Annotated in this window: 1 protein-coding gene; it reads left to right on the forward strand. The window is 74.8% G+C overall.

The genetic code is table 11. From position 1 onward, the window contains the following. Positions 1-23,800: SDR family NAD(P)-dependent oxidoreductase (locus ACFV4G_RS37490; protein ID WP_380446991.1), on the forward strand; the 23,800-nt coding region annotated here is incomplete at both ends.

The raw sequence follows: 23,800 nt of genomic DNA on the forward strand, positions 1-23,800 counted from the left end.
CCGCAAGGACCAGGCCGAGGACACGACCGTCCTCACCGCCCTCGCACGCCTGCACGTCACCGGCGCGCACGTCGACTGGGCCGCGCTCTTCGCCGACACCGGCGTCCGCCCGGTCGACCTGCCGACCTACGCCTTCCAGCACCGCCGGTACTGGCCCGACGCCGCTGCCGAAGCGGCCGGTGACCTGGGCGCCGCAGGCCTCGACAGCGCCGGCCACCCGCTGCTCTCCGCCTCGCTCGAACTCTCCGACGACGACGGCCTGTTGTTCACCTCCCGGCTCTCCCGCCGGTCCCACCCCTGGCTCGCCGACCACGTCGTGCGCGGCAACGTCCTGCTGCCCGGCACCGCCTTCCTCGAACTGGCCGTCCGCGCCGGGGACGAGGCCGGCTGCGACCGCGTCGAGGAACTGACCCTGGCCGCACCGCTCGTGCTGCCCGAGCACGAGGGCGTCCAGCTGCAACTGCGCGTCGGCGCGGCCGACGAGACCGGCCGCCGCACCTTCACCGTCGCCTCCCGGCCCGAGGGCGCCGACGGCCGCGCCTGGGACCAGCACGCGACCGGCGTCCTGGCCGCGGGGGAGACGCGCACCCCGTTCGACACGACCGTCTGGCCGCCGGCCGGCGCCGAGGCGGTCGACCTGACCGGGCTGTACGAGGGCATGGCCGACGGCGGCTACGCGTACGGTCCGGTGTTCCAGGGCCTGCGGGCGGCCTGGCGGCGCGGGGACGAGGTCTTCGCCGACGTCGCCCTCCCGGAGGGCACCGAGGGCACCGGCTACGGCCTGCACCCGGCGCTGCTCGACGCCGCCCTGCACGTGACGGCCGTCAACGGGCTGCCGCACGGCGTCGTCCCGTTCTCGTGGGAGGACGTGTCGCTGCACGCCTCCGGCGCGTCCTCGGTGCGCGTGCGCGTCACCCGGACCGGCGAGGAGTCCGTCGCGGTGGCGGTCGCCGACGCCGAGGGCCTGCCGGTGGCGTCGGTGGGGTCGCTGGCCCTGCGCGCGGTGGCGGGCGGGGAGCCGGCAGCGGCCCGGGACGGGCTGTTCCGGGTGGACTGGGTGCCGGTGAAGACCGCTGCCGCACCGGAGTTCGCGGAGGTCGAGTCCCTGGCGGAGGTGCCGGAGGACGTGCCGCCAGTAGTGGTGATCCGACCGGTGGACGGCGACGTGCACGCGCGGACGGCGCGGGTGCTGGAGCTGGTGCAGGGCTGGCTGGCGGAGGAGCGTTTCGCGGCCTCCCGGCTGGTGTTCGTGACGCGTGGCGTGGTGGCGGGTGAGGACCTGTCCGGCGCGGCGGCGTGGGGTCTCGTGCGGTCCGCGATGTCGGAGGAGCCGGGCCGGTTCGGCCTGGTGGATCTGGCGGGCTCGGAGGAACTGCCGCCCACTGCCCTGGGATTGGACGAGCCGCAGCTGCTCGTCCGCGACGGGGAGGTCCTCGCGGCGCGGCTCGTGCGCGCCGAAGCGGCGGGCGAGCCGGTCGTGTGGGCCGGCGAGGGCACGGTCCTGATCACCGGCGGCACGGGCGGCCTGGGCCGGGTCATCGCCCGGCACCTGGCCGTCGAGCACGGCGTGCGGCAGCTGCTGCTGGTCAGCCGCCGGGGCGTCGACGCCGAGGGCACGGACGAACTCCTCGCCGAGCTCGCGGAGGCCGGTGCGGAGGCCGTCGTCGAGGCGTGTGAAGTCGCCGATCCGGTGGCGGTGGCGGGCCTGTTCGCCCGGCACGAGATCCGCGCGGTCGTCCACACGGCCGGGGTGATCGACGACGGCGTGATCGGCTCCCTGACCGCCGAGCGCGTCAGCACCGTCCTGCGCCCGAAGGCGGACGCGGCCCTGAACCTCCACGAGGCCACGAAGGACCGCGCGCTGGCGGCCTTCGTCCTGTTCTCCTCCGTCTCCGGCGTCTTCGGCGGCCCCGGCCAGGCCGCCTACGCGGCGGGCAACGCCTACCTCGACGCGCTCGCGGTGCACCGCCGCTCGCTCGGCCTGCCCGCCGTCTCGCAGGCCTGGGGCCCGTGGACCCGCGACGGCGGCATGATCGGCACGCTCGCCGACGTCGACCTGCACCGGATCGCCCGCTCGGGCATGCCGGAGCTCACCCCGGCCGAGGGCGCCGCCCTGTTCGACGCCTCGCTCGCGGCGGGCGAGCCCGCGATCCTGCCCGTCCGCCTGGACCTCGCGGCACTGCGAGCCCAGGACTCGGTGCCCGCCCTGCTGCGCGGACTGGTGCGCGGCCGGGTCCGGCGCGCGGTGGTCGCGGGCTCGGCCGCCTCGGCCGGCCTGGCGCAGCGCCTGTCGGGCCTGGGCGAGGCCGAGCGCCGGGCGGCCGTCCTGGAGCTGGTGCGCGATCGGATCGCCGTGGTCCTGGGCCACGAGGGAGGCTCGGTGGTCGACCCGTCCCGGGCGTTCCAGGACCTCGGCTTCGACTCGCTGACGGCGGTCGAGCTGCGCAACCAGCTCAAGTCGGTGACCGGCCTCCAGCTGCCGGCCACGGTGGTGTTCGACTACCCGACGGCGAGCGCGCTGGCCGGCTTCGTCCTGGAGGGCCTGTTCGGTGTCGAGGAGGCCGAGGAGCTCCCGGCCGTTCTCCCGGTGCTGTCGGACGATCCGGTGGTCATCGTCGGCATGGCCTGCCGTTACCCGGGCGGCGTCGAGTCGCCGGAGGACCTGTGGCGGCTGGTGGCCGACGGCGTCGACGCGGTCTCCGATTTCCCGGCGAACCGAGGCTGGGACCTCGACTCGCTCTACAGCGAGGACCGGTCCGTCCCGGGCACGTCGTACACCCGGCGCGGCGCGTTCCTGCACGACGCGGGGGAGTTCGACCACGAGTTCTTCGGGATGAGCCCGCGCGAGGCGCTGGCGACGGACGCGCAGCAGCGCCTGCTGCTGGAGACCTCGTGGGAGGCGTTCGAGCGGGCCGGCATCGACCCAGCGTCGCTGCGCGGCAGCCGGACAGGCGTCTTCGCGGGCATCATGTACACCGACTACCGCTCGCTCCTGGACGGCGAGGAGTTCGAGGGCTTCCGGGGCAACGGCAGCGCCCCCAGCGTCGCCTCCGGCCGGGTGTCCTACACCTTCGGCTTCGAGGGCCCGGCGGTGACGGTGGACACGGCGTGCTCGTCGTCGCTGGTGGCGATGCACCTGGCGGCGCAGGCGCTGCGCGGCGGCGAGTGCTCGCTGGCGCTGGCCGGTGGCGTCACCGTGATGTCGACGCCGGGGACGTTCGTGGAGTTCTCGCGGCAGGGCGGCCTGTCGGCGGACGGCCGGTGCCGTTCGTTCGCGGACGCGGCGGACGGCGTGGGCTGGGGCGAGGGCGTCGGTGTCGTCGTGCTGGAGCGGCTGTCGGATGCCCGCCGCAACGGGCACCGCGTGCTCGCGGTGCTGCGGGGGAGCGCCGTCAACCAGGATGGCGCGTCGAACGGTCTGACGGCGCCGAACGGTCCGTCGCAGCAGCGGGTGATCCGGCAGGCGCTGGCGAGCGCCGGGCTGTCGACCGCCGACGTCGACGCTGTCGAGGCGCACGGGACCGGGACGACGCTCGGTGACCCGATCGAGGCCCAGGCGCTCCTCGCCACCTACGGGCAGGACCGCGAACTGCCGCTGCTGCTGGGCTCGATCAAGTCGAACATCGGGCACGCGCAGGCGGCCGCCGGTGTGGCCGGCGTGATCAAGATGGTGCTGGCGATGCAGAACGGCGTGCTGCCGCGCACGCTGCACGTGGACGCGCCTTCGTCGCACGTGGACTGGACGGCCGGCGCGGTGGAGCTGCTGGCCGAGGCCCAGGAGTGGCCGGAAGCCGGTCGGCTGCGCCGGGCGGGCGTGTCGTCCTTCGGGATCAGCGGGACCAACGCTCACGTAATCCTGGAGCAGGCCGAGCCCGAGGCTGCGGGGGACGCCCCGGTGACGGCGGGGGCGATGCCCTGGGTGGTATCCGCCAAGTCCGAAGCAGCGCTGGACTCGCAGATCGCGCGACTCGGAGAGCTCGGTGAACTCCCGGCTGCGGAGGTGGCGTTCACGCTGGCGGGGCGCACGGCCTTCCCGCACCGGGCGGTGCTCGTCGACGGCGTCGAGGCGGCCCGGGGGCTCGCGGGTGAGGGCGGGACGGCGTTCCTGTTCTCGGGGCAGGGGTCGCAGCGGCTGGGGATGGGGCGGGAGTTGTATGCCCGGTTCCCGGTGTTCGCCTCCGCCTTCGACGAGGTGTGCGCGGAGCTGGATCCGGCCTTGCGTGAGGTGGTGTGGGGGTCGGATGCGGAGCTGTTGAACCGGACGGAGTATGCCCAGGCTGCGCTGTTCGCGGTCGAGGTGGCGCTGTACCGTCTGGTGGAATCCCTTGGTGTGCGGCCGGAGTTCGTGGCCGGGCATTCGATCGGTGAGGTGGCTGCGGCGCATGTGGCGGGGGTGTTCTCGCTGGCCGACGCGTGTGCGCTGGTGAGTGCCCGTGGCCGTCTGATGCAGGCGCTGCCTTCGGGTGGTGCGATGCTGGCGGTGCAGGCGACGGAGGACGAAGTCCTGCCGTTGCTGGGTGAGTTCGTGTCGATCGCTGCGGTCAATAGCCCGCGCTCGATCGTCGTCTCTGGTTCCGAGTCGGCCGTGTCGGAGATCGAGGCGCACTTCGCCGACCGCAAGACGGCGCGGCTGCGCGTCTCGCACGCGTTCCACTCGCCGCTGATGGACCCGATGCTGGCGGACTTCCGCGCTGTTCTCGACGGGCTGACGTACAACGCGCCGTCGATCCCGGTGGTCTCCAACCTGACCGGCGGACTGGCCGGAGGCCTCCAGGAGCCCGAGTACTGGGTGCGTCACGTCCGCGAGGCCGTCCGTTTCGCCGACGGCGTCCGTACGTTGGAGGCCGCGGGCGTCACGCGCTTCCTGGAGCTCGGCCCCGACGGTGTCCTCACCGCGCTCGCGGCGTCCTCGCTCTCCGACGACGCCGTGGTGGCCTCCGCCCTCCGCAAGGACCAGGCCGAGGACACGACCGTCCTGACCGCCCTCGCACGCCTGCACGTCACCGGCGCGCACGTCGACTGGGCCGCGCTCTTCGCCGGCACCGGTGCCCGCGCCGTGAACGTGCCCACGTACGCGTTCCAGCACCGGCACTACTGGCCGGCGGTCACCCTCGCGCGCGGCGGCGACGTCCGGCTCGCGGGACTCGGTGCCGCCGAGCACCCGCTGCTGGGTGCGGCCGTCGAGCTCGTCAACACGGACGGCTACCTGTTCACCGGCCGGCTGTCGGCCCGGTCGCACGGGTGGCTCGCGGACCACGTCGTCATGGGTTCCGTCCTGGCGCCGGGCACGGCGCTGGTCGAACTGGCGGTGCGCGCGGGCGACGAGGTCGGCTGCGACCTGGTCGAGGAGCTGACGCTGGCCGCGCCGCTCGTCCTGCCCGAGCGGGGCGGCGTGCGGGTGCAGGTGTGGGTCGGCGAGCCGGACGCGTCCGGGCGGCGTGCGCGCACGGTGCACGCCCGGCCGGACGAAGCGGACGGGACGGATTGGACCCTCCACGCGACCGGTGTGCTGGGGACGGGCGCTACGCCCGTGCCCTTCGAGACGGCCGCGTGGCCGCCGGCCGGTGCCGAGGCGGTCGACCTGACCGGGCTGTACGAGGGCCTGGCGGAGGCCGGGTTCGGGTACGGCCCGGCGTTCCGGGGGCTCGGTGCGGCCTGGCGGCGCGGGGACGAGGTCTTCGCGGAGGTCGCCCTGCCCGAGGGCACGGAGGGCGCGAGCTTCGGCCTGCACCCGGCGCTGTTCGACGCCTGCCTGCACGCGTTCGCGCTGACCGGCTCCGACGAGCGCGGAGTGCCGTTCGCGTGGGAGGACGTGGCGCTGCACGCCTCCGGCGCGTCGGCGGTCCGGGTGCGGCTGACGCCGGCGGCGGGTGGCGGGATGGCGCTCGCGATCGCCGACACCGAGGGACGCCCGGTGGCGACCGTCGGGTCACTGGTCGTGCGCTCGGTGGCGGCGGGCGAGGCGAGCCGGGTGGGTCAGGACTCGCTGTTCCGGGTGGACTGGGTGCCGGTGAAGGCGGCCGCTGCTCCGCAGTTCGTGGCAGTCGGGTCGTTGGCGGAGGTGCCCAAGGAGGTGCCGCCGGTGGTCGTGATCGAGGCGGCCGCTGGTGAGGTGCACGCGCGGACGGCGCAGGTGCTGGAGCTGGTGCAGGGCTGGCTTTCGGAGGAGCGTTTCAGCGAGTCTCGGCTGGTGTTCGTGACGCGTGGCGTGGTGGCGGGCGAGGACCTGCCGGGCGCAGCGGTGTGGGGCTTGGTGCGGTCGGCGGTGTCGGAGGAGCCGGGCCGGTTCGGTCTGGTGGATCTGGCGGGGGACGAGGTGCTTCTGCCGGGGGCTCTGGGCCTGGATGAGCCGGAGCTGCTCGTCCGCGACGGTGAAGTCCTTGCGGCTCGCCTGATGCGGACGGAAGCCACGGCCGACGCGGTGGCGTGGCCGAGTGAGGGCACGGTCCTGATCACCGGTGGTACCGGTGGCCTCGGGCAGCTCGTGGCCCGGCACCTGGCGGCCGAATACGGCGTGCGCGACCTGCTGCTGGTCAGCCGCCGGGGCGTTGACGCCGAGGGCGTCGAGGAACTGCTGGCGGAGCTCGGCGCAGGGGCAGTCGTCGAGTCCTGCGACGTCGCCGACGAGGCCGCCGTCGCCGACCTGTTCGCCCGGCATGACATCCGCGCCGTCGTTCACACCGCCGGTGTGCTCGACGACGGCGTGATCGGCTCGCTCACCCCCGAGCGGGTCTCGGCCGTCCTCCGCCCGAAGGCGGACGCGGCGTGGAACCTGCACCGGGCCGCCGAGAACGTTGAAGCGTTCGTCCTCTTCTCCTCCGTCGCCGGCACGCTCGGCAGCGCAGGTCAGGCCGCCTACGCGGCGGGCAACGCCTACCTGGATGCCCTGGCGGTCCACCGCCGCTCGCTCGGTCTGCCCGCCGTCTCCCTGGCCTGGGGCCCGTGGTCCGACGTGGCGGGCATGACCGGCACGCTCACCGGCGCCGAGGCCGAGCGCATCGCCCGGCTCGGCCTGCCGGCCATCGCCCCGGAACAGGGCGTCGCGCTCTTCGACGCGGCTCTGGCCACCGGGCACCCGGCCGTGCTGCCGGTCCGCCTCGACGTGGCGGCGATGGCCGCGCACGGCGAGGTTCCCACCCTGCTGCGCGGCCTGGTGCGGGGCCGCGTCCGGCGCGCCGCCGTCGCCGGTTCGGCCGTGTCGGCGGGCCTGGCGCAGCGGTTGTCGGGTCTGGGCGAGGCCGAGCGCCGGGCGGCTGTCCTCGACCTGGTGCGCGATCAGATCGCGCTCGTGCTCGGCCACGCCGCCGGCTCGGCGGTCGACCCGTCCCGGGCGTTCCAGGACCTCGGCTTCGACTCGCTGACGGCGGTCGAGCTGCGCAACCGGCTCAAGTCGGTGACCGGTCTCCAGCTGCCGGCCACCGTCGTGTTCGACTACCCGACGGCGAGCGCGCTGGCCGCCTTCCTGCTGGAGGGCCTGTTCGGCACCGAGAGCGTCGTCCACGTCCCCGAGGCTCTGCCGTCGCCGTCGGACGATCCGATCGTCATCGTCGGCATGGCCTGCCGCTACCCGGGCGGCGTCGAGTCGCCCGAGGACCTGTGGCGCCTGGTGGCCGACGGCGTCGACGCGGTGTCCGGCTTCCCGGTGAACCGCGGCTGGGACATCGAGACCCTCTACAACCCGGACCCGGAGCACATCGGGACCTCCTACACGCGCTCCGGTGGATTCCTGCACACGGCAGGGGAGTTCGACCACGAGTTCTTCGGGATGAGCCCGCGCGAGGCGCTGGCGACGGACGCGCAGCAGCGTCTGCTGCTGGAGACCTCGTGGGAGGCGTTCGAGCGGGCGGGCATCGACCCGGTGTCGCTGCGCGGCAGTCGGACGGGCGTCTTCGCGGGTGTCATGTACGCGGACTACGCGAGCCTGCTGGGCGGTGGCGACTTCGAGGGCTACCAGGGCAGTGGCAGCGCGGGGAGCGTGGCCTCGGGCCGCGTCTCGTACACGCTGGGCCTGGAGGGCCCGGCGGTGACGGTGGACACGGCGTGCTCGTCGTCGCTGGTGGCGATGCACCTGGCGGCGCAGGCGCTGCGCGGCGGCGAGTGCTCGCTGGCGCTCGCGGGCGGTGTGACGGTGATGTCGACACCGAACACCTTCGTGGAGTTCTCGCGGCAGGGCGGCCTGTCGGCGGACGGCCGGTGCCGTTCGTTCGCGGACGCGGCGGACGGCGTGGGCTGGGGCGAGGGCGTCGGCATGGTGGTGCTGGAGCGCCTGTCGGACGCCCGCCGGAACGGGCACCGCGTGCTGGCCGTCCTGCGCGGCAGCGCGGTGAACCAGGACGGCGCGTCGAACGGTCTGACGGCGCCGAACGGTCCGTCGCAGCAGCGGGTGATCCGGCAGGCGCTGGCGAGTGCCGGGCTGTCGACCGCCGACGTCGACGCCGTCGAGGCGCACGGCACGGGCACGACACTCGGTGACCCGATCGAGGCCCAGGCGCTGCTGGCCACCTACGGTCAGGACCGCGAACTGCCCCTGCTGCTCGGCTCGATCAAGTCGAACATCGGCCACTCCCAGGCCGCGGCCGGTGTCGCCGGTGTGATCAAGATGGTGCTCGCAATGCAGAACGGCGTGCTGCCGCGCACGCTGCACGTGGACGCGCCCTCCTCGCACGTGGACTGGACGGCCGGCGCCGTCGAGCTGCTCACCGAGCGCACCGACTGGCCTGCCACCGGTCACGCGCGCCGGGCGGGCGTGTCGTCCTTCGGGATCAGCGGCACCAACGCCCACGTCATCCTGGAGCAGGCCGAGCCCGAGGCCGGGCTGGACGCCGCGGTGACGGCCGGGGTGATGCCCTGGGTGGTGTCCGCCAAGTCCGAGGCGGCACTGGACGCGCAGCTCGCGCGGCTCGCGGAGCTTGATGAACGTCCCACCGAAGACGTGGCGTTGACCCTGGCGGGGCGGTCGCTCTTCCCGCATCGAACAGTGATCGTCGACGGCTCCGAAGCGGCCCGAGGGGTCGCGGGCGACGGCAAGAGCGCGTTCCTGTTCTCCGGTCAGGGCTCGCAACGGCTGGGCATGGGGCGGGAGTTGTACGAGCGCTTCCCGGTGTTTGCCCAGGCCTTCGACGAGGTGTGCGACGGGCTGGAGCTTCCCGTTCGGGACGTCGTGTGGGGCTCGGATGCGGAGCTGCTGAACCGGACGGAGTACGCCCAGGCGGGGCTGTTCGCCGTCGAGGTGGCGCTCTACCGTCTCGTCGAATCCCTCGGCGTGCGCGCGGAGTTCTTGGCCGGGCACTCGATCGGTGAGGTGGCTGCGGCGCATGTGGCCGGGGTGTTCTCACTGGCCGACGCCTGCGCTCTGGTCGCCGCGCGTGGCCGTCTGATGCAGGCGCTGCCGTCCGGTGGCGCGATGCTGGCCGTGCAGGCGACGGAGGACGAAGTCCTGCCGCTGATCGGCGAGTTCGTGTCGATCGCCGCCGTCAACGGCCCGCGCTCGATCGTCGTCTCCGGGACGGAGGAGGCCATCGCGGCGATCGAGGCGCACTTCGCCGACCGCAAGACGAACCGGCTGCGCGTGTCCCACGCCTTCCACTCGCCGCTGATGGACCCGATGCTGGAGGACTTCCGTACGGTCCTCAACGGGCTGAGCTACAGCGCTCCTTCGCTCCCGGTGGTGTCCAACCTGACGGGATCCCTGGCTGAGGACCTCACGACCCCCGACTACTGGGTGCGCCACGTCCGCGAGGCCGTCCGCTTCGCCGACGGCATCCGGACCCTCCACGAGGCCGGCGTCACCCGCTACCTCGAACTCGGCCCGGACGCCGTCCTCACCGCCCTCACCGCGAGCGCCCTGCCCGACGGCGAGGCCGAAACCATCCCGGCGCTCCGCCGCAACCGGGCCGAGGAGCGAACTCTCGTCGACGCCCTCGCCCGCCTCCACGTCCACGGCGCGTCGGTGGACTGGGCCGCTCTGTTCGCCGCCACCGGCGCCCGGCCCGTCGACCTGCCGACCTACGCCTTCCAGCGTCGCCGCTTCTGGCCCGCGCCCCTCGCCGCCCGTGGCGGCGACGTCCGCTCCGCCGGCCTCGGCGTCACCACGCACCCCATGCTCGCCGCCGCCGTCGAACTGGCCGACGAGGACGGGCTGGTGCTCACCGGACGGCTGTCGACGGCCGCGTTCCCCTGGCTGGCCGACCACGTCGTCCAGGGCACGGTCCTGGTCCCCGGCGCCGGCCTGCTCGAACTCGCGCTGCGCGCGGCCGCCGAGGTGGGCTGCGAGCAGGTCGAGGAACTGACGCTGGCCGCGCCGCTGGTGCTGCCCGAGCACGGTGCGCTCCAGCTCCAGCTCCGCGTGGGAACGCCGGACGCCACCGGCGGCCGGGAGCTCACGATCCACTCCCGCCTGGACGGGGATCCGGACGCCGGGTGGGTCCAGCACGCGGCCGGATCGCTGGCCGTCGGCGGAGCCGTCGAGGCCGAGGCGTTCGACGTCTGGCCGCCGGCCGGCGCCGAGCCGCTGCCGGTGGAGGGCGCCTACGAGCGCATGGCCGAGGCCGGGTTCGGCTACGGCCATGCCTTCCAGGGCCTGCGGGCGGCCTGGCGGCGCGGGAACGAGCTGTTCGCGGACGTCGAACTCCCCGAGGACGTCGAGGCCGACGGCTTCGGCGTGCACCCGGCGCTGCTCGACGCGGCCATGCACGTCGCCATCGTGGACGCCGGGAGCGACGACACCGTGGTCCCGTTCGCGTGGACGGGCGCCGCGCTGCGCGCCGTCGGCGCCTCGGCGGTGCGGGGGCGCCTGGTGCGGCTCGACGGTGGCGGGCTGCGGCTCGACCTCGCCGACCCGGCGGGCGGCCCGGTGCTGACGGTGGCTTCCGTGAAGGGCCGGGCGGTCTCGGCGGAGCAGCTGGGCTCGGCCGACCCGCTGTACGCGGTCGAGTGGTCGGAGCTGCCGGCCACCCCGGACGCGGGCGCGGAGTGGACGGCCTGGGACGCCCTGCCCGCCGAGGGCGCGGCCCCGGAGACCGTCGTCCTGGACTGCTCGGCCGTGCCTGCTCCGGACGGCGATGTTCCGGCGGCCGTGCGCGAGGTGACGCAGCACGTGCTGCGCGCGGTGCAGGCGTGGCTGGTGGAGGAGCGGTTCGCGGCGTCGCGTCTGGTGGTGGTGACGCGGGGTGCGGTGGCCGTGCGCGAAGGCGAGGCGGTGGATCTGGCGCAGGCCCCGGTGTGGGGTCTGGTCCGGGCGGCGCAGGCCGAGAACCCTGGCCGCTTCGTCCTGCTGGACACCGACGGGGAGGTGATCGTCACCGCTGAGCCGGAGTCGGCCGTGCGCGGCGGGGCCGTCTGCGTCCCGCGTCTGAGCCGGCTGCCGCAGCCTGGGGGCCCGCTGCCGATCAGCTCGGATGACACGGTGCTGATCACCGGTGGCACGGGTGGTCTGGGGGCTGTCGTGGCCCGGTACCTGGCCGCCGAGTGCGGCGTGCGCAGTCTGGTGCTGACGAGCCGTCGTGGTGTGGAGGCGCCGGGCGCGGTGGAGCTGGTGGCGGAGCTGTCCGCCCTCGGCGCTGCCGCGGACGTGCGCGCTTGTGACATGGCGGACCGCGCGGCCGTGACCGCGCTGATCGACGCGATCCCGGAGCTCAGCGCCGTGGTCCACGCCGCCGGTGTCGGTGACAACGGTCTGGTCGGCGCGCTCACCCCGGACCGGATGGATGCCGTTCTGGCCCCGAAGGCCGACGGTGCGTGGTACCTGCACGAGCTGACCAGCCACCTCGATCTGACCGCGTTCGTGCTCTTCTCCTCCGCGGGCGGCCTCGTCCTGACCGCCGGCCAGGGCAACTACGCCGCCGCGAACGTCTTCCTCGACGCCCTCGCCGCCCACCGCCACGCCGCCGGCCTGCCCGCCACCTCCATGGCCTACGGCCTCTGGGACGTCGGCGCCGGCCTCGGCCGCGACCTCGCCGACGTCGACCGGGCACGGATGGCCACGCAGGGCGTCCCCGTCCTCGACCACGCGACCGGCCTCGCCCTCTTCGCCACCGCCCTGCGCAGCGAGCGCGCCACCGTCGTCCCGATCCGGGTCGACGCCGCCGCCCTGCGCGCCCGCACCGACGAGGTCCCCGCACTCCTGCGCGCCCTCGCCGCGCCGCGCCGGCGCGCCGAGCTGCCCGCGAGCGGCCGCGCGACCGGGACCGGCCTGGCCGGGCGCCTCGCCGCACTGGGCGCGAGCGAGGGCCGGCGCCTGGCGCTGGAGCTCGTGCGGACCGAGGTCGCCGCCGTGCTCGGCCACGCCTCCGCCGAGGCGATCGCGCCCGAGCGCGCGTTCCAGGAGCTCGGCTTCGACTCCCTCGCCGCGACCGACCTGCGCAACCGCCTCAACAAGCGCACCGGCCTGCGCCTGCCCGCCACCCTCGCCTTCGACTTCCCCAACGCGCGGGCCGTCGCGGAGCACCTCCTCGACCTGGCCGGCCCGGGCACGGAGGCGACCCCGACGACCGGCACCGCCGCCCGCCCGCTCACCTCCGACGAGCCGATCGCGATCGTCGGCATGGCCTGCCGCTACCCCGGCGGCGCGACCACGCCCGAGGAGCTGTGGCGGCTGCTGGCGGACGGCGTCGACACCGTCACCGAACTGCCGACCGACCGCGGCTGGGACATCGAGCACCTCTACGACCCCGAGCCCGGCAAGGAGGGCCACAGCTACACCCGCCACGGCAGCTTCCTGCACGACGCCGGCGACTTCGACCCCGGCTTCTTCGGGATCTCGCCGCGCGAGGCGCTCTACATGGACCCGCAGCAGCGGCTCCTCCTGGAGACCTCGTGGGAGGCGCTGGAGCGGGCGGGCATCGACCCGCTGTCCCTGCGCGGCAGCCGGACCGGCGTCTTCGCGGGCGTCATGTACCACGACTACGCCCTCAACACGAACCCCTCCGGCACCAGCGGCGGCAGCGTCGTCTCCGGCCGGGTGTCCTACACGCTGGGCCTGGAGGGCCCGGCGGTGACCGTCGACACGGCCTGCTCCTCCTCGCTCGTCGCCCTGCACCTGGCGGTCCAGGCGCTGCGCACCGGCGAGTGCTCGCTGGCCCTCGCGGGCGGCGCGACGGTGATGTCGACGCCGGGCATGTTCATCGAGTTCTCGCGGCAGCGGGGCCTCTCGGCGGACGGCCGGTGCAAGGCGTTCGCCGGCGCGGCGGACGGCGTCGGCTGGTCCGAGGGCGTCGGGGTGCTGCTCGTCGAGCGGCTGTCCGACGCGGAGCGCAACGGCCACCGGGTGCTCGCGGTGATCCGCGGTACGGCCGTCAACCAGGACGGCGCGAGCAACGGCTTCTCGGCGCCGAACGGTCCGTCCCAGCAGCGGGTGATCCGCCAGGCGCTGGCGAGCGCCGGTCTGTCGGCGGCGGACGTCGACGCCGTCGAGGCGCACGGCACCGGCACCACGCTGGGCGATCCGATCGAGGCGCAGGCGGTCCTCGCCACCTACGGCCAGGACCGTGGACTCCCGCTGCTGCTCGGCTCGATCAAGTCGAACATCGGGCACGCGCAGGCGGCGGCCGGTGTGGCCGGCGTGATCAAGATGGTGCTGGCGATGCAGCACGGCGTGCTGCCGAAGTCGCTGCACATCGACCGGCCCTCGCCGCACGTCGAGTGGTCGCAGGGCGCGGTCGAGCTGCTGGCCGAGGCCCGGGACTGGCCGGCCACCGGCCGTCCGCGCCGGGCGGGCGTGTCCGCCTTCGGGATCAGCGGGACCAACGCGCACGTGATCGTCGAGCAGGGCCCCGAGCCGGTGGTCGGACCGTCCACTGGTGGGCGGGAGTCGGGCACGCTGCCGTGGCTGCTCGCCGCGGCGACGCCGGAGGCCCTGCGGGCGCAGGCCGAGCGGCTCGCGACCTTCGTCGGCGCGCGGCCGGAGCTCGGCGCACTGGACGTCGCCCACTCGCTCGTCGCGACCCGGCCCGCGCTGGAGCACCGCGCGGTGCTGCTCGGCGCGGACCGGGAGGAACTGCTGGCCGGGCTGGAGGCGCTGAGCCGGGGCGAACTCGCCCCGGGCGCGGCCACTTCGTCCGCCCGGGCGGGTGGGGCGACGGCGTTCCTGTTCTCCGGTCAGGGCTCGCAACGGCTGGGCATGGGGCAGGAGTTGTACGACCGTTTCCCGGTGTTCGCCGAGGCCTTCGACGACGTCTGCGCGGAGCTGGATCCGGCGCTGCGCGACGTGGTGTGGGGGTCGGATGCGGAGCTGCTGAACCGGACGGAGTACGCCCAGGCCGGGCTGTTCGCCGTCGAGGTGGCGCTGTACCGTCTCGTCGAATCGCTGGGCGTCCGCGCCGAGTTCGTGGCGGGGCACTCGATCGGTGAGGTCGCCGCAGCCTACGTGGCCGGGGTGTTCAGCCTGGCCGACGCCTGTGCCCTGGTGACCGCGCGTGGCCGTCTGATGCAGGCGCTGCCTTCGGGCGGTGCGATGCTGGCCGTGCAGGCGACTGAGGACGAAGTCCTGCCACTGCTGGGCGAGTTGGTGTCGATCGCCGCCGTCAACGGCCCGCGTTCGATCGTCGTCTCGGGAGCGGAGGAGGCCGTCGCGGAGATCGAGGCGCACTTCGCCGACCGCCGGACCACCCGCCTCCGCGTGTCCCACGCCTTCCACTCCCCGCTGATGGACCCGATGCTGGAGGACTTCCGTACGGTCCTCAACGGGCTGACCTACAACGCTCCTTCGGTCCCGGTGGTGTCCAACCTGACGGGATCCCTGGCCGAGGACCTCACGACCCCCGACTACTGGGTGCGCCACGTCCGCGAGGCCGTCCGCTTCGCCGACGGCGTCCGAACGCTGGAAGCCGTGGGTGTCCGCCGCTACCTCGAACTCGGCCCCGACGCCGTCCTGTCCGGACTGGTGCAGGGCGTCCTGGACGACCCGACCGCCGCGGGCACGTGCGTCGTGCCCGCCCTGCGCGCGGACCGGGACGAGGAGGCGAGCCTGGTCGGCGCGCTCGGCCGGCTGCACACGGCCGGGGCGGAGGTGGACTGGTCCGTCCTCTTCGCCGGCACCGGCGCCCGCACGGTGGAACTGCCCACCTACGCGTTCCAGCACCGCCGGTTCTGGCTCGACGCGACGACCCCGCTCGGCGACCTGGGCGCGGTCGGCGTGGGCGCCTTCGCGCACCCGCTGCTGGGCGCGGCCGTCGACCTGTCCCACACGGACGGGTTCCTCCTCACCGGCCGGGTGTCGCTGGACTCGCACGCGTGGCTGGCCGACCACCGGGTCCTGGACACCGTCCTGGTCCCGGGTGCGGCGCTGGTCGAGCTCGCACTGCGGGCCGCGGCCGAGGTCGGGTACGAGGTGGTGGAGGAACTGACGCTCGCCGCACCGCTCGTGCTGCCCGAGCACGGCGCCGTCCAGCTGCACGTGCGGGTCGGTGGCCCGGACGCCTCGGAACGGCGCGCGGTCACCATCCACTCCCGCCTGGACGGGGATCCGGACGCCGGGTGGGTCCAGCACGCGGCCGGTTCGCTGGCCGTCGGCGGAGCCGTCGAGGCGGAGGCGTTCGACGTCTGGCCGCCGGCCGGCGCCGAGTCGCTGCCGGTGGAGGGCGCGTACGAGCGGATGGCGGAGGCCGGGTTCGGCTACGGCCCGGTGTTCCAGGGGCTGCGCGCGGCCTGGCGGCGCGGCGACGAGCTGTTCGCCGAGGTCGCGCTGCCGGAGGGGGTGGCGGCCGACGGCTTCCGCGTCCACCCGGCGCTGCTCGACGCCGCCATGCACGCCGCGATCCTGGCCGGTGGCGGCGAGCGCGAGACCATGATCCCGTTCGCGTGGACCGGCGTGACCCTGTCCGCCGTCGGCGCCTCGGCGGTGCGGGTGCGGATCGTCCGGCTCGGCGACGGCGACGGCGGCGGGCTGCGGCTCGACCTCGCCGACCCGGCGGGCGGCCCGGTGCTGGCCGTGGCCTCGATGGTGGGCCGGGCGGTGTCGGCGGAGCAGCTGGGCTCGGTCGACCCGCTCTACGGGATCGACTGGGCGGAGTTGTCCGGTCCGGCCGGCTCCGAGAGCTCCTGGGCACTGTGGGAGGACGTCTCGCAGTCCTTGGAGCCGGTGCCCGGCGTGGTCGTCCTCGACTGCGGCGGCTTCATGGGCCCCGAGGACGTCCCGAGCGGTGTCCGTGTGAACGTCCACGCCGTGCTGGAGGTCCTCCAGGCGTGGCTGGTGGAGGAGCGGTTCGCGGCGTCGCGTCTGGTGGTGGTGACGCGGGGTGCGGTGGCCGTGCGCGAAGGTGAGCCGGTGGATCTGGCGCAGGCTCCGGTGTGGGGTCTGGTCCGGGCGGCGCAGGCGGAGAACCCTGGCCGCTTCGTCCTGCTGGACACGGACGGGGAGGTGATCGTCACCGCTGAGCCGGAGTCGGCCGTGCGTGGCGGGGCTGTCTGCGTTCCGCGTCTGAGCCGGCTGCCGCAGCCTGAGGGCCCGCTGCCGATCGGCTCGGATGACACGGTGCTGATCACCGGTGGTACGGGTGGTCTGGGGGCTGTCGTGGCCCGGTACCTGGCCGCCGAGTGCGGCGTGCGCAGTCTGGTGCTGACGAGCCGTCGTGGTGTGGAGGCGCCGGGCGCGGTGGAGCTGGTGGCGGAGCTGTCCGCCCTCGGCGCTGCCGCGGACGTGCGTGCCTGTGACATGGCGGACCGGGAGGCCGTGGCCGCGCTGATCGACGCGATCCCGGGCCTGTCGGCCGTGGTCCACGCCGCCGGTGTCGGTGACAACGGTCTGGTCGGCGCGCTCACTCCGGACCGGATGGATGCCGTTCTGGCCCCGAAGGCCGACGGCGCCTGGTACCTGCACGAGCTGACCAGCCACCTCGACCTGACCGCCTTCGTCCTCTTCTCCTCCGCCGGCGGCCTCGTCCTGACCTCCGGCCAGGGCAACTACGCGGCCGCGAACGTGTTCCTCGACGCCCTCGCCGCCCACCGCCGCGCCGCCGGCCTGCCCGCCACCTCCATGGCCTACGGCATGTGGGACGTCGGTGCGGGCCTCGGCGAGCAGCTCCTGGAGCTCAACCGCAACCGCATGGCCGCCCAGGGCGTCCCGCCGCTCACCCGGGAAGCCGGTCTGGCGCTGTTCGCCGCCGGTCTGCGCAGCGAGCGCGCCGCCGTTGTCCCGATCCGGGTCGATGCCGCTGCCCTGCGCGCCCGCACCGACGAGGTCCCCGCACTCCTGCGCGCCCTCGTCCCGGCCGCCCGCCGCACGGCGGCGCACGCCCTGGCACCGGCAGCCCCGGCGGACGGCCTCGCGGCCCGGCTCGCCGGGCTGACGGAGGCGGAGCAGCGGCGGACCGTCCTCGACCTCGTCCGGGCCCGGGTGGCCGGGCTGCTCGGCCACGAGTCGGGCGACGCGATCGAGCCGGACCGTGCCTTCCAGGAGCTCGGCTTCGACTCCCTCGCCGCGACCGACCTGCGCAACCAGCTCAACACCCTCACCGGCCTGCGCCTGCCCGCCACGCTCGCCTTCGACCACCCGAACGCCGAGGCCGTGACGGAGCTCATCGTCACCGAGCTGGGCGTGCGGACCGCCGCCGCGAGCGGCGAGGCGTCCCGCGCCGAGGCCGACCTGCGGGCCGCGCTGCAGTCGATCCCGACCCGCCGTCTGCGCGACGCGGGCCTGGTCGACGCCCTGCTCGACCTGACCGACGACCGGATCCGTGCCGCAGGCGCCGCGACGGACGACCCCGGGGCGCCGACCGAGGTCCGCCACGACCCGATCGCGATCGTCGGCATGGCCTGCCGCTACCCGGGCGGGGTGACCACGCCCGAGGAGCTCTGGCAGCTGGTGACGTCCGGCGCGGACGCCATCGCGCCGTTCCCCGCCGACCGCGGCTGGGACCTCTCGACGCTGCGCACCGAGGACGGCGGGGGCACCGGGGACTCGTCCCACACCCACGCCGGCGGATTCCTCGACGGCGCCGCCGAGTTCGACCCCGGCTTCTTCGGGATCTCCCCGCGCGAGGCCCTCGCCATGGACCCGCAGCAGCGGCTCACGCTGGAGCTCTCCTGGGAGGCCCTGGAGCGGGCCGGCATCGACCCGAGCGGCCTGCGCGGCACCCGCACCGGCGTCTTCACCGGCGTGATGTACCACGACTACCCGGGCAGCGACGGCAACGGCAGCGTCGTGGCCGGCCGCGTCTCGTACAAGCTCGGCCTGGAGGGCCCGGCCGTCGCCGTCGACACCGCCTGCTCCTCCTCCCTGGTCGCCCTGCACCTGGCCGCCCAGGCGCTGCGCCAGGGCGACTGCTCGCTCGCGATCACCGGCGGCGTGACGGTCATGGCCACGCCGGGCGTGTTCGCCGAGTTCGGCCGCCAGGGCGCGCTCGCCCCCGACGGGCGGTGCAAGTCGTTCGCTTCAGCCGCCGACGGCACGGGCTTCGCCGAGGGCGCGGGCTTCCTGGTCGTCGAGCGGCTGTCGGACGCGCTGCGCAACGGGCACCCGGTGCTGGCGCTCGTGCGCGGCAGCGCCGTCAACCAGGACGGCGCGTCGAACGGCCTGACGGCGCCGAACGGGCCGTCGCAGCAGCGGGTGATCCGCCAGGCGCTCGCCAACGCCCGCCTCGGCGCCGACCAGGTCGACGTGGTCGAGGCGCACGGCACGGGCACGACGCTGGGCGACCCGATCGAGGCCCAGGCGCTCCTCGCGACGTACGGGCAGGACCGGGAACAGCCGCTGCTGCTGGGTTCGATCAAGTCGAACATCGGGCACACCCAGGCCGCGGCCGGTGTCGCCGGCGTGATCAAGATGGTGCTCGCGATGCACAACGGCGAGCTGCCGTCGACGCTGCACGTCGACGAGCCGAGCGCGAACGTGGACTGGTCGGAGGGGGCCGTCCGGCTCCTGACCGAGCCCCGGCCGTGGGCCCCGGGCGACCGTCCGCGCCGCGCGGGCGTCTCCTCCTTCGGGATCAGCGGCACCAACGCCCACGTGATCATCGAGGAGGCCCCGGCAGTGGCGCCGTCCACGGAGGTGCCGGAGGTCGAACCGGGGGTCGTGCCGTGGCTGCTGTCCGCCGCGACCCCGGAGGCGCTGCGCGCGCAGGCCGAGCGGCTCATCGCGGCCGTGGACGACGCCCGCCCGGCGGACGTCGCGTACTCGCTCGCGACGACCCGCGCCGCGCTCGAACACCGCGCGGCCGTGGTCGGCGACGGGACCGGGCAACTCCTGGCCGGCCTGCGGGCGGTGGCGGACGGCGAAGCGCCGACCGGCGTCGCCACGAGCGGCCGGACGGCCTTCCTCTTCTCGGGGCAGGGGTCGCAGCGGCTGGGGATGGGGCGGGAGTTGTACGACCGCTTCCCGGTGTTCGCGCGGGCCTTCGACGAGGTGTGCGAGGCGCTGGAGATTCCCGTTCGGGATGTGGTGTGGGGGTCGGACGAGGAGCTGCTGAACCGGACGGAGTATGCGCAGGCCGGGCTGTTCGCGGTCGAGGTGGCGCTGTACCGTCTCGTCGAATCGCTGGGCGTCCGTGCCGAGTTCGTGGCCGGGCACTCGATCGGTGAGGTCGCGGCGGCGCACGTGGCGGGGGTGTTCTCGCTGGGCGACGCGTGTGCGCTGGTGAGTGCCCGTGGCCGTCTGATGCAGGCGCTGCCTGCGGGCGGTGCGATGCTGGCGGTGCAGGCGACGGAGGACGAAGTCCTGCCGCTGCTGGGCGAGTTCGTGTCGATCGCTGCCGTCAATGGCCCGACCTCCGTCGTCGTTTCCGGCGCGGAGGAGGATGTCGCGGAGATCGAGGCGCGCTTCGCCGATCGCAAGACGACGCGGCTGCGGGTCTCGCACGCGTTCCACTCCCCGTTGATGGACCCGATGCTGGCGGACTTCCGTTCCGTTCTCGACGGGTTGAGCTACAGCGCTCCGTCGATCCCGGTTGTCTCCAACCTGACCGGCGGACTGGCCGAAGACCTCCAGGAGCCCGAGTACTGGGTGCGCCACGTCCGCGAGGCCGTCCGTTTCGCCGACGGCATCCGGACCCTCCACGAGGCCGGCGTCCGCCGCTACCTCGAACTCGGCCCCGACGCCGTCCTCACCGCCCTCACCGCGGGCGCGCTGCCCGACGGCGAGGCCGAAGCCGTCCCGGCGCTGCGCCGCGGTCGCGACGAGGAGCGGACCGTCGTCGAGGCGCTGGCGCGCCTGCACGTGCTCGGCGTCCCGGTGGACTGGTCCGCCTTCCACGCCGGGACGGGTGCCCGCCGGGTCAGCCTGCCGACGTACGCGTTCCAGCACCGCCGCTTCTGGACGGACGCCCCGGCGTTCTTCCCGACGGCAGAGTCCGCCGGGCTCCGCGATGCCGACCACCCGCTGCTCACCGGCTCGCTCGAACTGGCCGGGACCGCCGGGCTGGTGTTCACCGGCCGGCTGTCGGCCCGGTCGCACGGGTGGCTCGCGGACCACGTCGTCATGGGTTCCGTCCTGGTGCCGGGCACGGCGCTGGTCGAACTGGCCGTGCGGGCCGGGGACGAGGCCGGCTGCGACCTGGTCGAGGAACTGACCATGGCCGCGCCGCTGGTCCTGCCCGAGGACGGCTCCGTCCGGATCCAGGTGCGCCTGGCCGAGCCGGACGACTCCGGGCGCCGCGCGGTCGGCATCCACTCCACGGCGGACACCGGCCCGGAGCCGGTCTGGACGCTGCACGCGAGCGGTGTGCTGGGCTCGGGCGCGGTGCCGGTGGCGTTCGACGCGTCGGTGTGGCCGCCGGCCGGTGCCGAGGCGGTCGACGCGGCCGGACTGTACGAGGGCCTCGCCGAGGCCGGGTTCGAGTACGGCGCCGCGTTCCGGGGCCTCCGGGCCGCCTGGCGGCGCGGGGACGAGCTCTTCGCGGAGGTCGCCCTGCCCGAGGGCACCGACGGCAGCGGCTTCGGCCTGCACCCCGCCCTGTTCGACGCCTGCCTCCACGGCTTCGCCCTGGCGGGGTCCGGCGAGGGCGGCGGCGTGCCGTTCGTGTGGGAGGACGTGGCGCTGCACGCGACCGGTGCTTCGGCGGTGCGGGTGCGGCTGACGCGGTCGGCCTCCGGTGCCCTGGCGCTCGCCGTGGCCGACGCCGACGGCAGGCCGGTGGCCTCGGTCGGCGCGCTGACGGTGCGCCCGATCGCCGCCGAGCAGCTCGCGGCCGGGACGCGGGTCGGCCGGGACTCGCTGTTCCGGGTGGACTGGGTGCCGGTGAAGGCGGCCGCTGCTCCGGCGTTCGTGGCGGTCGGGTCGCTGGCGGAGGTGCCGGAGGATGTGCCGCCGGTGGTCGTGATCGAGGCGGCTGCTGGTGAGGTGCACGCGCGGACGGCGCGGGTGCTGGAGCTGGTGCAGGGCTGGCTGGTGGAGGAGCGTTTCGCGGGTTCGCGTCTGGTGTTCGTGACGCGCGGTGTGGTGGCGGGCGAGGACCTGCCGGGCGCAGCGGTGTGGGGTCTGGTGCGGTCGGCGGTGTCGGAGGAGCCGGGCCGGTTCGGTCTGATGGATCTGGCGGGGGACGAGGTCCTTCTGCCGGAGGCTCTGGGCGTGGACGAGCCGCAGCTGCTCGTCCGCGACGGTGAAGTCCTCGCTGCCCGCCTGGTGCGTACGGAAGCAGCGGCCGAAACGGCGGTGGCGTGGCCGAGTGGGGGCACGGTCCTTATCACCGGTGGTACCGGTGGCCTCGGGAAGCTTATGGCCCGGCACTTGGCGGCCGAGCACGGCGTGCGCGACCTGCTGTTGGTGAGCCGCCGGGGCGTGGAGGCCGAGGGCGTCGAGGAGTTGCTGGCGGAGCTGGGTGCAGGGGCGAGGGTCGAGGCTTGTGACGTGGCCGACGAGGCCGCTGTCGTGGACCTGTTCGCCCGGCACGACATCCGTGCGGTCGTTCACACCGCCGGTGTGCTCGATGATGGCGTGATCGGCTCGCTCACCCCCTCGCGGCTCTCGGCCGTCCTGCGCCCGAAGGCGGACGCGGCGTGGAACCTCCACCGGGCCGCCGGGAACGTCGAAGTGTTCGTCCTGTTCTCGTCGATGGCCGGTACGTTCGGCAATGCGGGCCAGGCCGCCTACGCGGCGGGCAACGCCTACCTGGACGCCCTGGCGGTCCACCGCCACGCCCTCGGTCTGCCGGCCGTCTCGCTCGCCTGGGGCCCGTGGTCGGACGTGGCCGGCATGACCGGCACGCTCACCGACGCCGAGCGGGAGCGGATGACCCGCGCCGGCGTGCCGCCGCTCGACCCGGAGCACGGGCTGGCGCTGTTCGACGCGGTCGCCACCGGCGCCGAGCCGGCCGTCCTGCCCGTCCGGCTCGACCTGCCCGCCCTGCGGGACCGGGGCGACGTCCCCACCCTCCTGCGCGGCCTGGTCCGGGCCCCGGCGCGCCGGGCGGCCACGGCCCCCGCCGCGGTCGACCTGACCCGGCGGCTGTCGGGCCTGGGCGGCGACGCGCGGCGCGAGGCCGTCCTGGAGCTGGTGCGCGACCAGATCGCGCTCGTGCTCGGCCACGAGGGCCGGTCGACGGTGGATCCGTCGCGGGCCTTCCAGGACCTCGGCTTCGACTCGCTGACGGCGGTCGAACTGCGCAACCGGCTGCGGACCGTGACCGGTCTCCAACTGCCGGCCACCGTCGTGTTCGACTACCCGACCGCCCACGCGATCGCCGGCTTCCTGCTGGAGGGCCTGTTCGGCGCCTCGGAGGCGGCGGAACCGCTGCCGGCGGCCGTGCCCGTCCCGTCCGACGATCCGATCGTGCTCGTCGGGATGGCCTGCCGCTATCCGGGCGGCGTGGCGTCGCCGGAGGACCTGTGGCGGCTGGTGGCCGACGGCGTGGACGCGGTGTCGGAGTTCCCGGCCGACCGCGGCTGGGACGTCGAGACGCTGTACGACCCGGACCCGGACCACAGCGGCACGTCCTACACCCGGACGGGCGGGTTCCTGCGGGAGGCGGCGGCGTTCGACGCGGCATTCTTCGGGATGAGCCCGCGCGAGGCGCTGGCGACGGACGCGCAGCAGCGTTTGCTGCTGGAGACCTCCTGGGAGGCCTTCGAGCGGGCGGGCATCGACCCGGTGTCCCTGCGCGGCAGCCGGACGGGCGTCTTCGCGGGCGTCATGTACGCCGACTACGCGAACCTGCTCGGCGGCGGTGAGTTCGAGGGCCACCAGGGCAGCGGCAGCGCGGGCAGCGTGGCCTCGGGCCGCGTCTCGTACACGCTGGGCCTGGAAGGCCCGGCGGTGACGGTCGACACGGCCTGCTCGTCGTCCCTCGTCGCGATGCACCTGGCCGCGCAGGCCCTGCGCAGCGGCGAGTGCACACTGGCCCTGGCCGGCGGCGTGACGGTGATGTCCACCCCGGCGACGTTCGTCGAGTTCTCCCGGCAGCGCGGCCTCGCCGCCGACGGCCGCAGCAAGGCCTTCGCCGAGGCGGCGGACGGCGTGGGCTGGGGCGAGGGCATCGGCATGGTGGTGCTGGAGCGCCTGTCGGACGCCCGCCGCAACGGCCATCGCGTCCTCGCGGTGCTGCGGGGGAGCGCCGTCAACCAGGACGGTGCGTCCAACGGCCTCACCGCTCCCAACGGTCCGTCGCAGCAGCGCGTGATCCGGCAGGCGCTGGCCGGCGCCGGGCTGACGTTCGGCGACGTGGACGCCGTTGAGGCGCACGGCACGGGGACCACGCTGGGCGACCCGATCGAGGCCCAGGCGCTCCTCGCCACCTACGGTCAGGACCGCGAAGTCCCGCTGCTGCTCGGCTCGATCAAGTCGAACATCGGCCACTCCCAGGCCGCGGCCGGTGTCGCCGGCGTGATCAAGATGGTGCTCGCGATGCAGAACGGCGTGCTCCCGCAGTCCCTGCAC

The organism is Kitasatospora sp. NPDC059747 (assembly GCF_042732955.1).
Taxonomy (GTDB): Bacteria; Actinomycetota; Actinomycetes; order Streptomycetales; family Streptomycetaceae; genus Kitasatospora.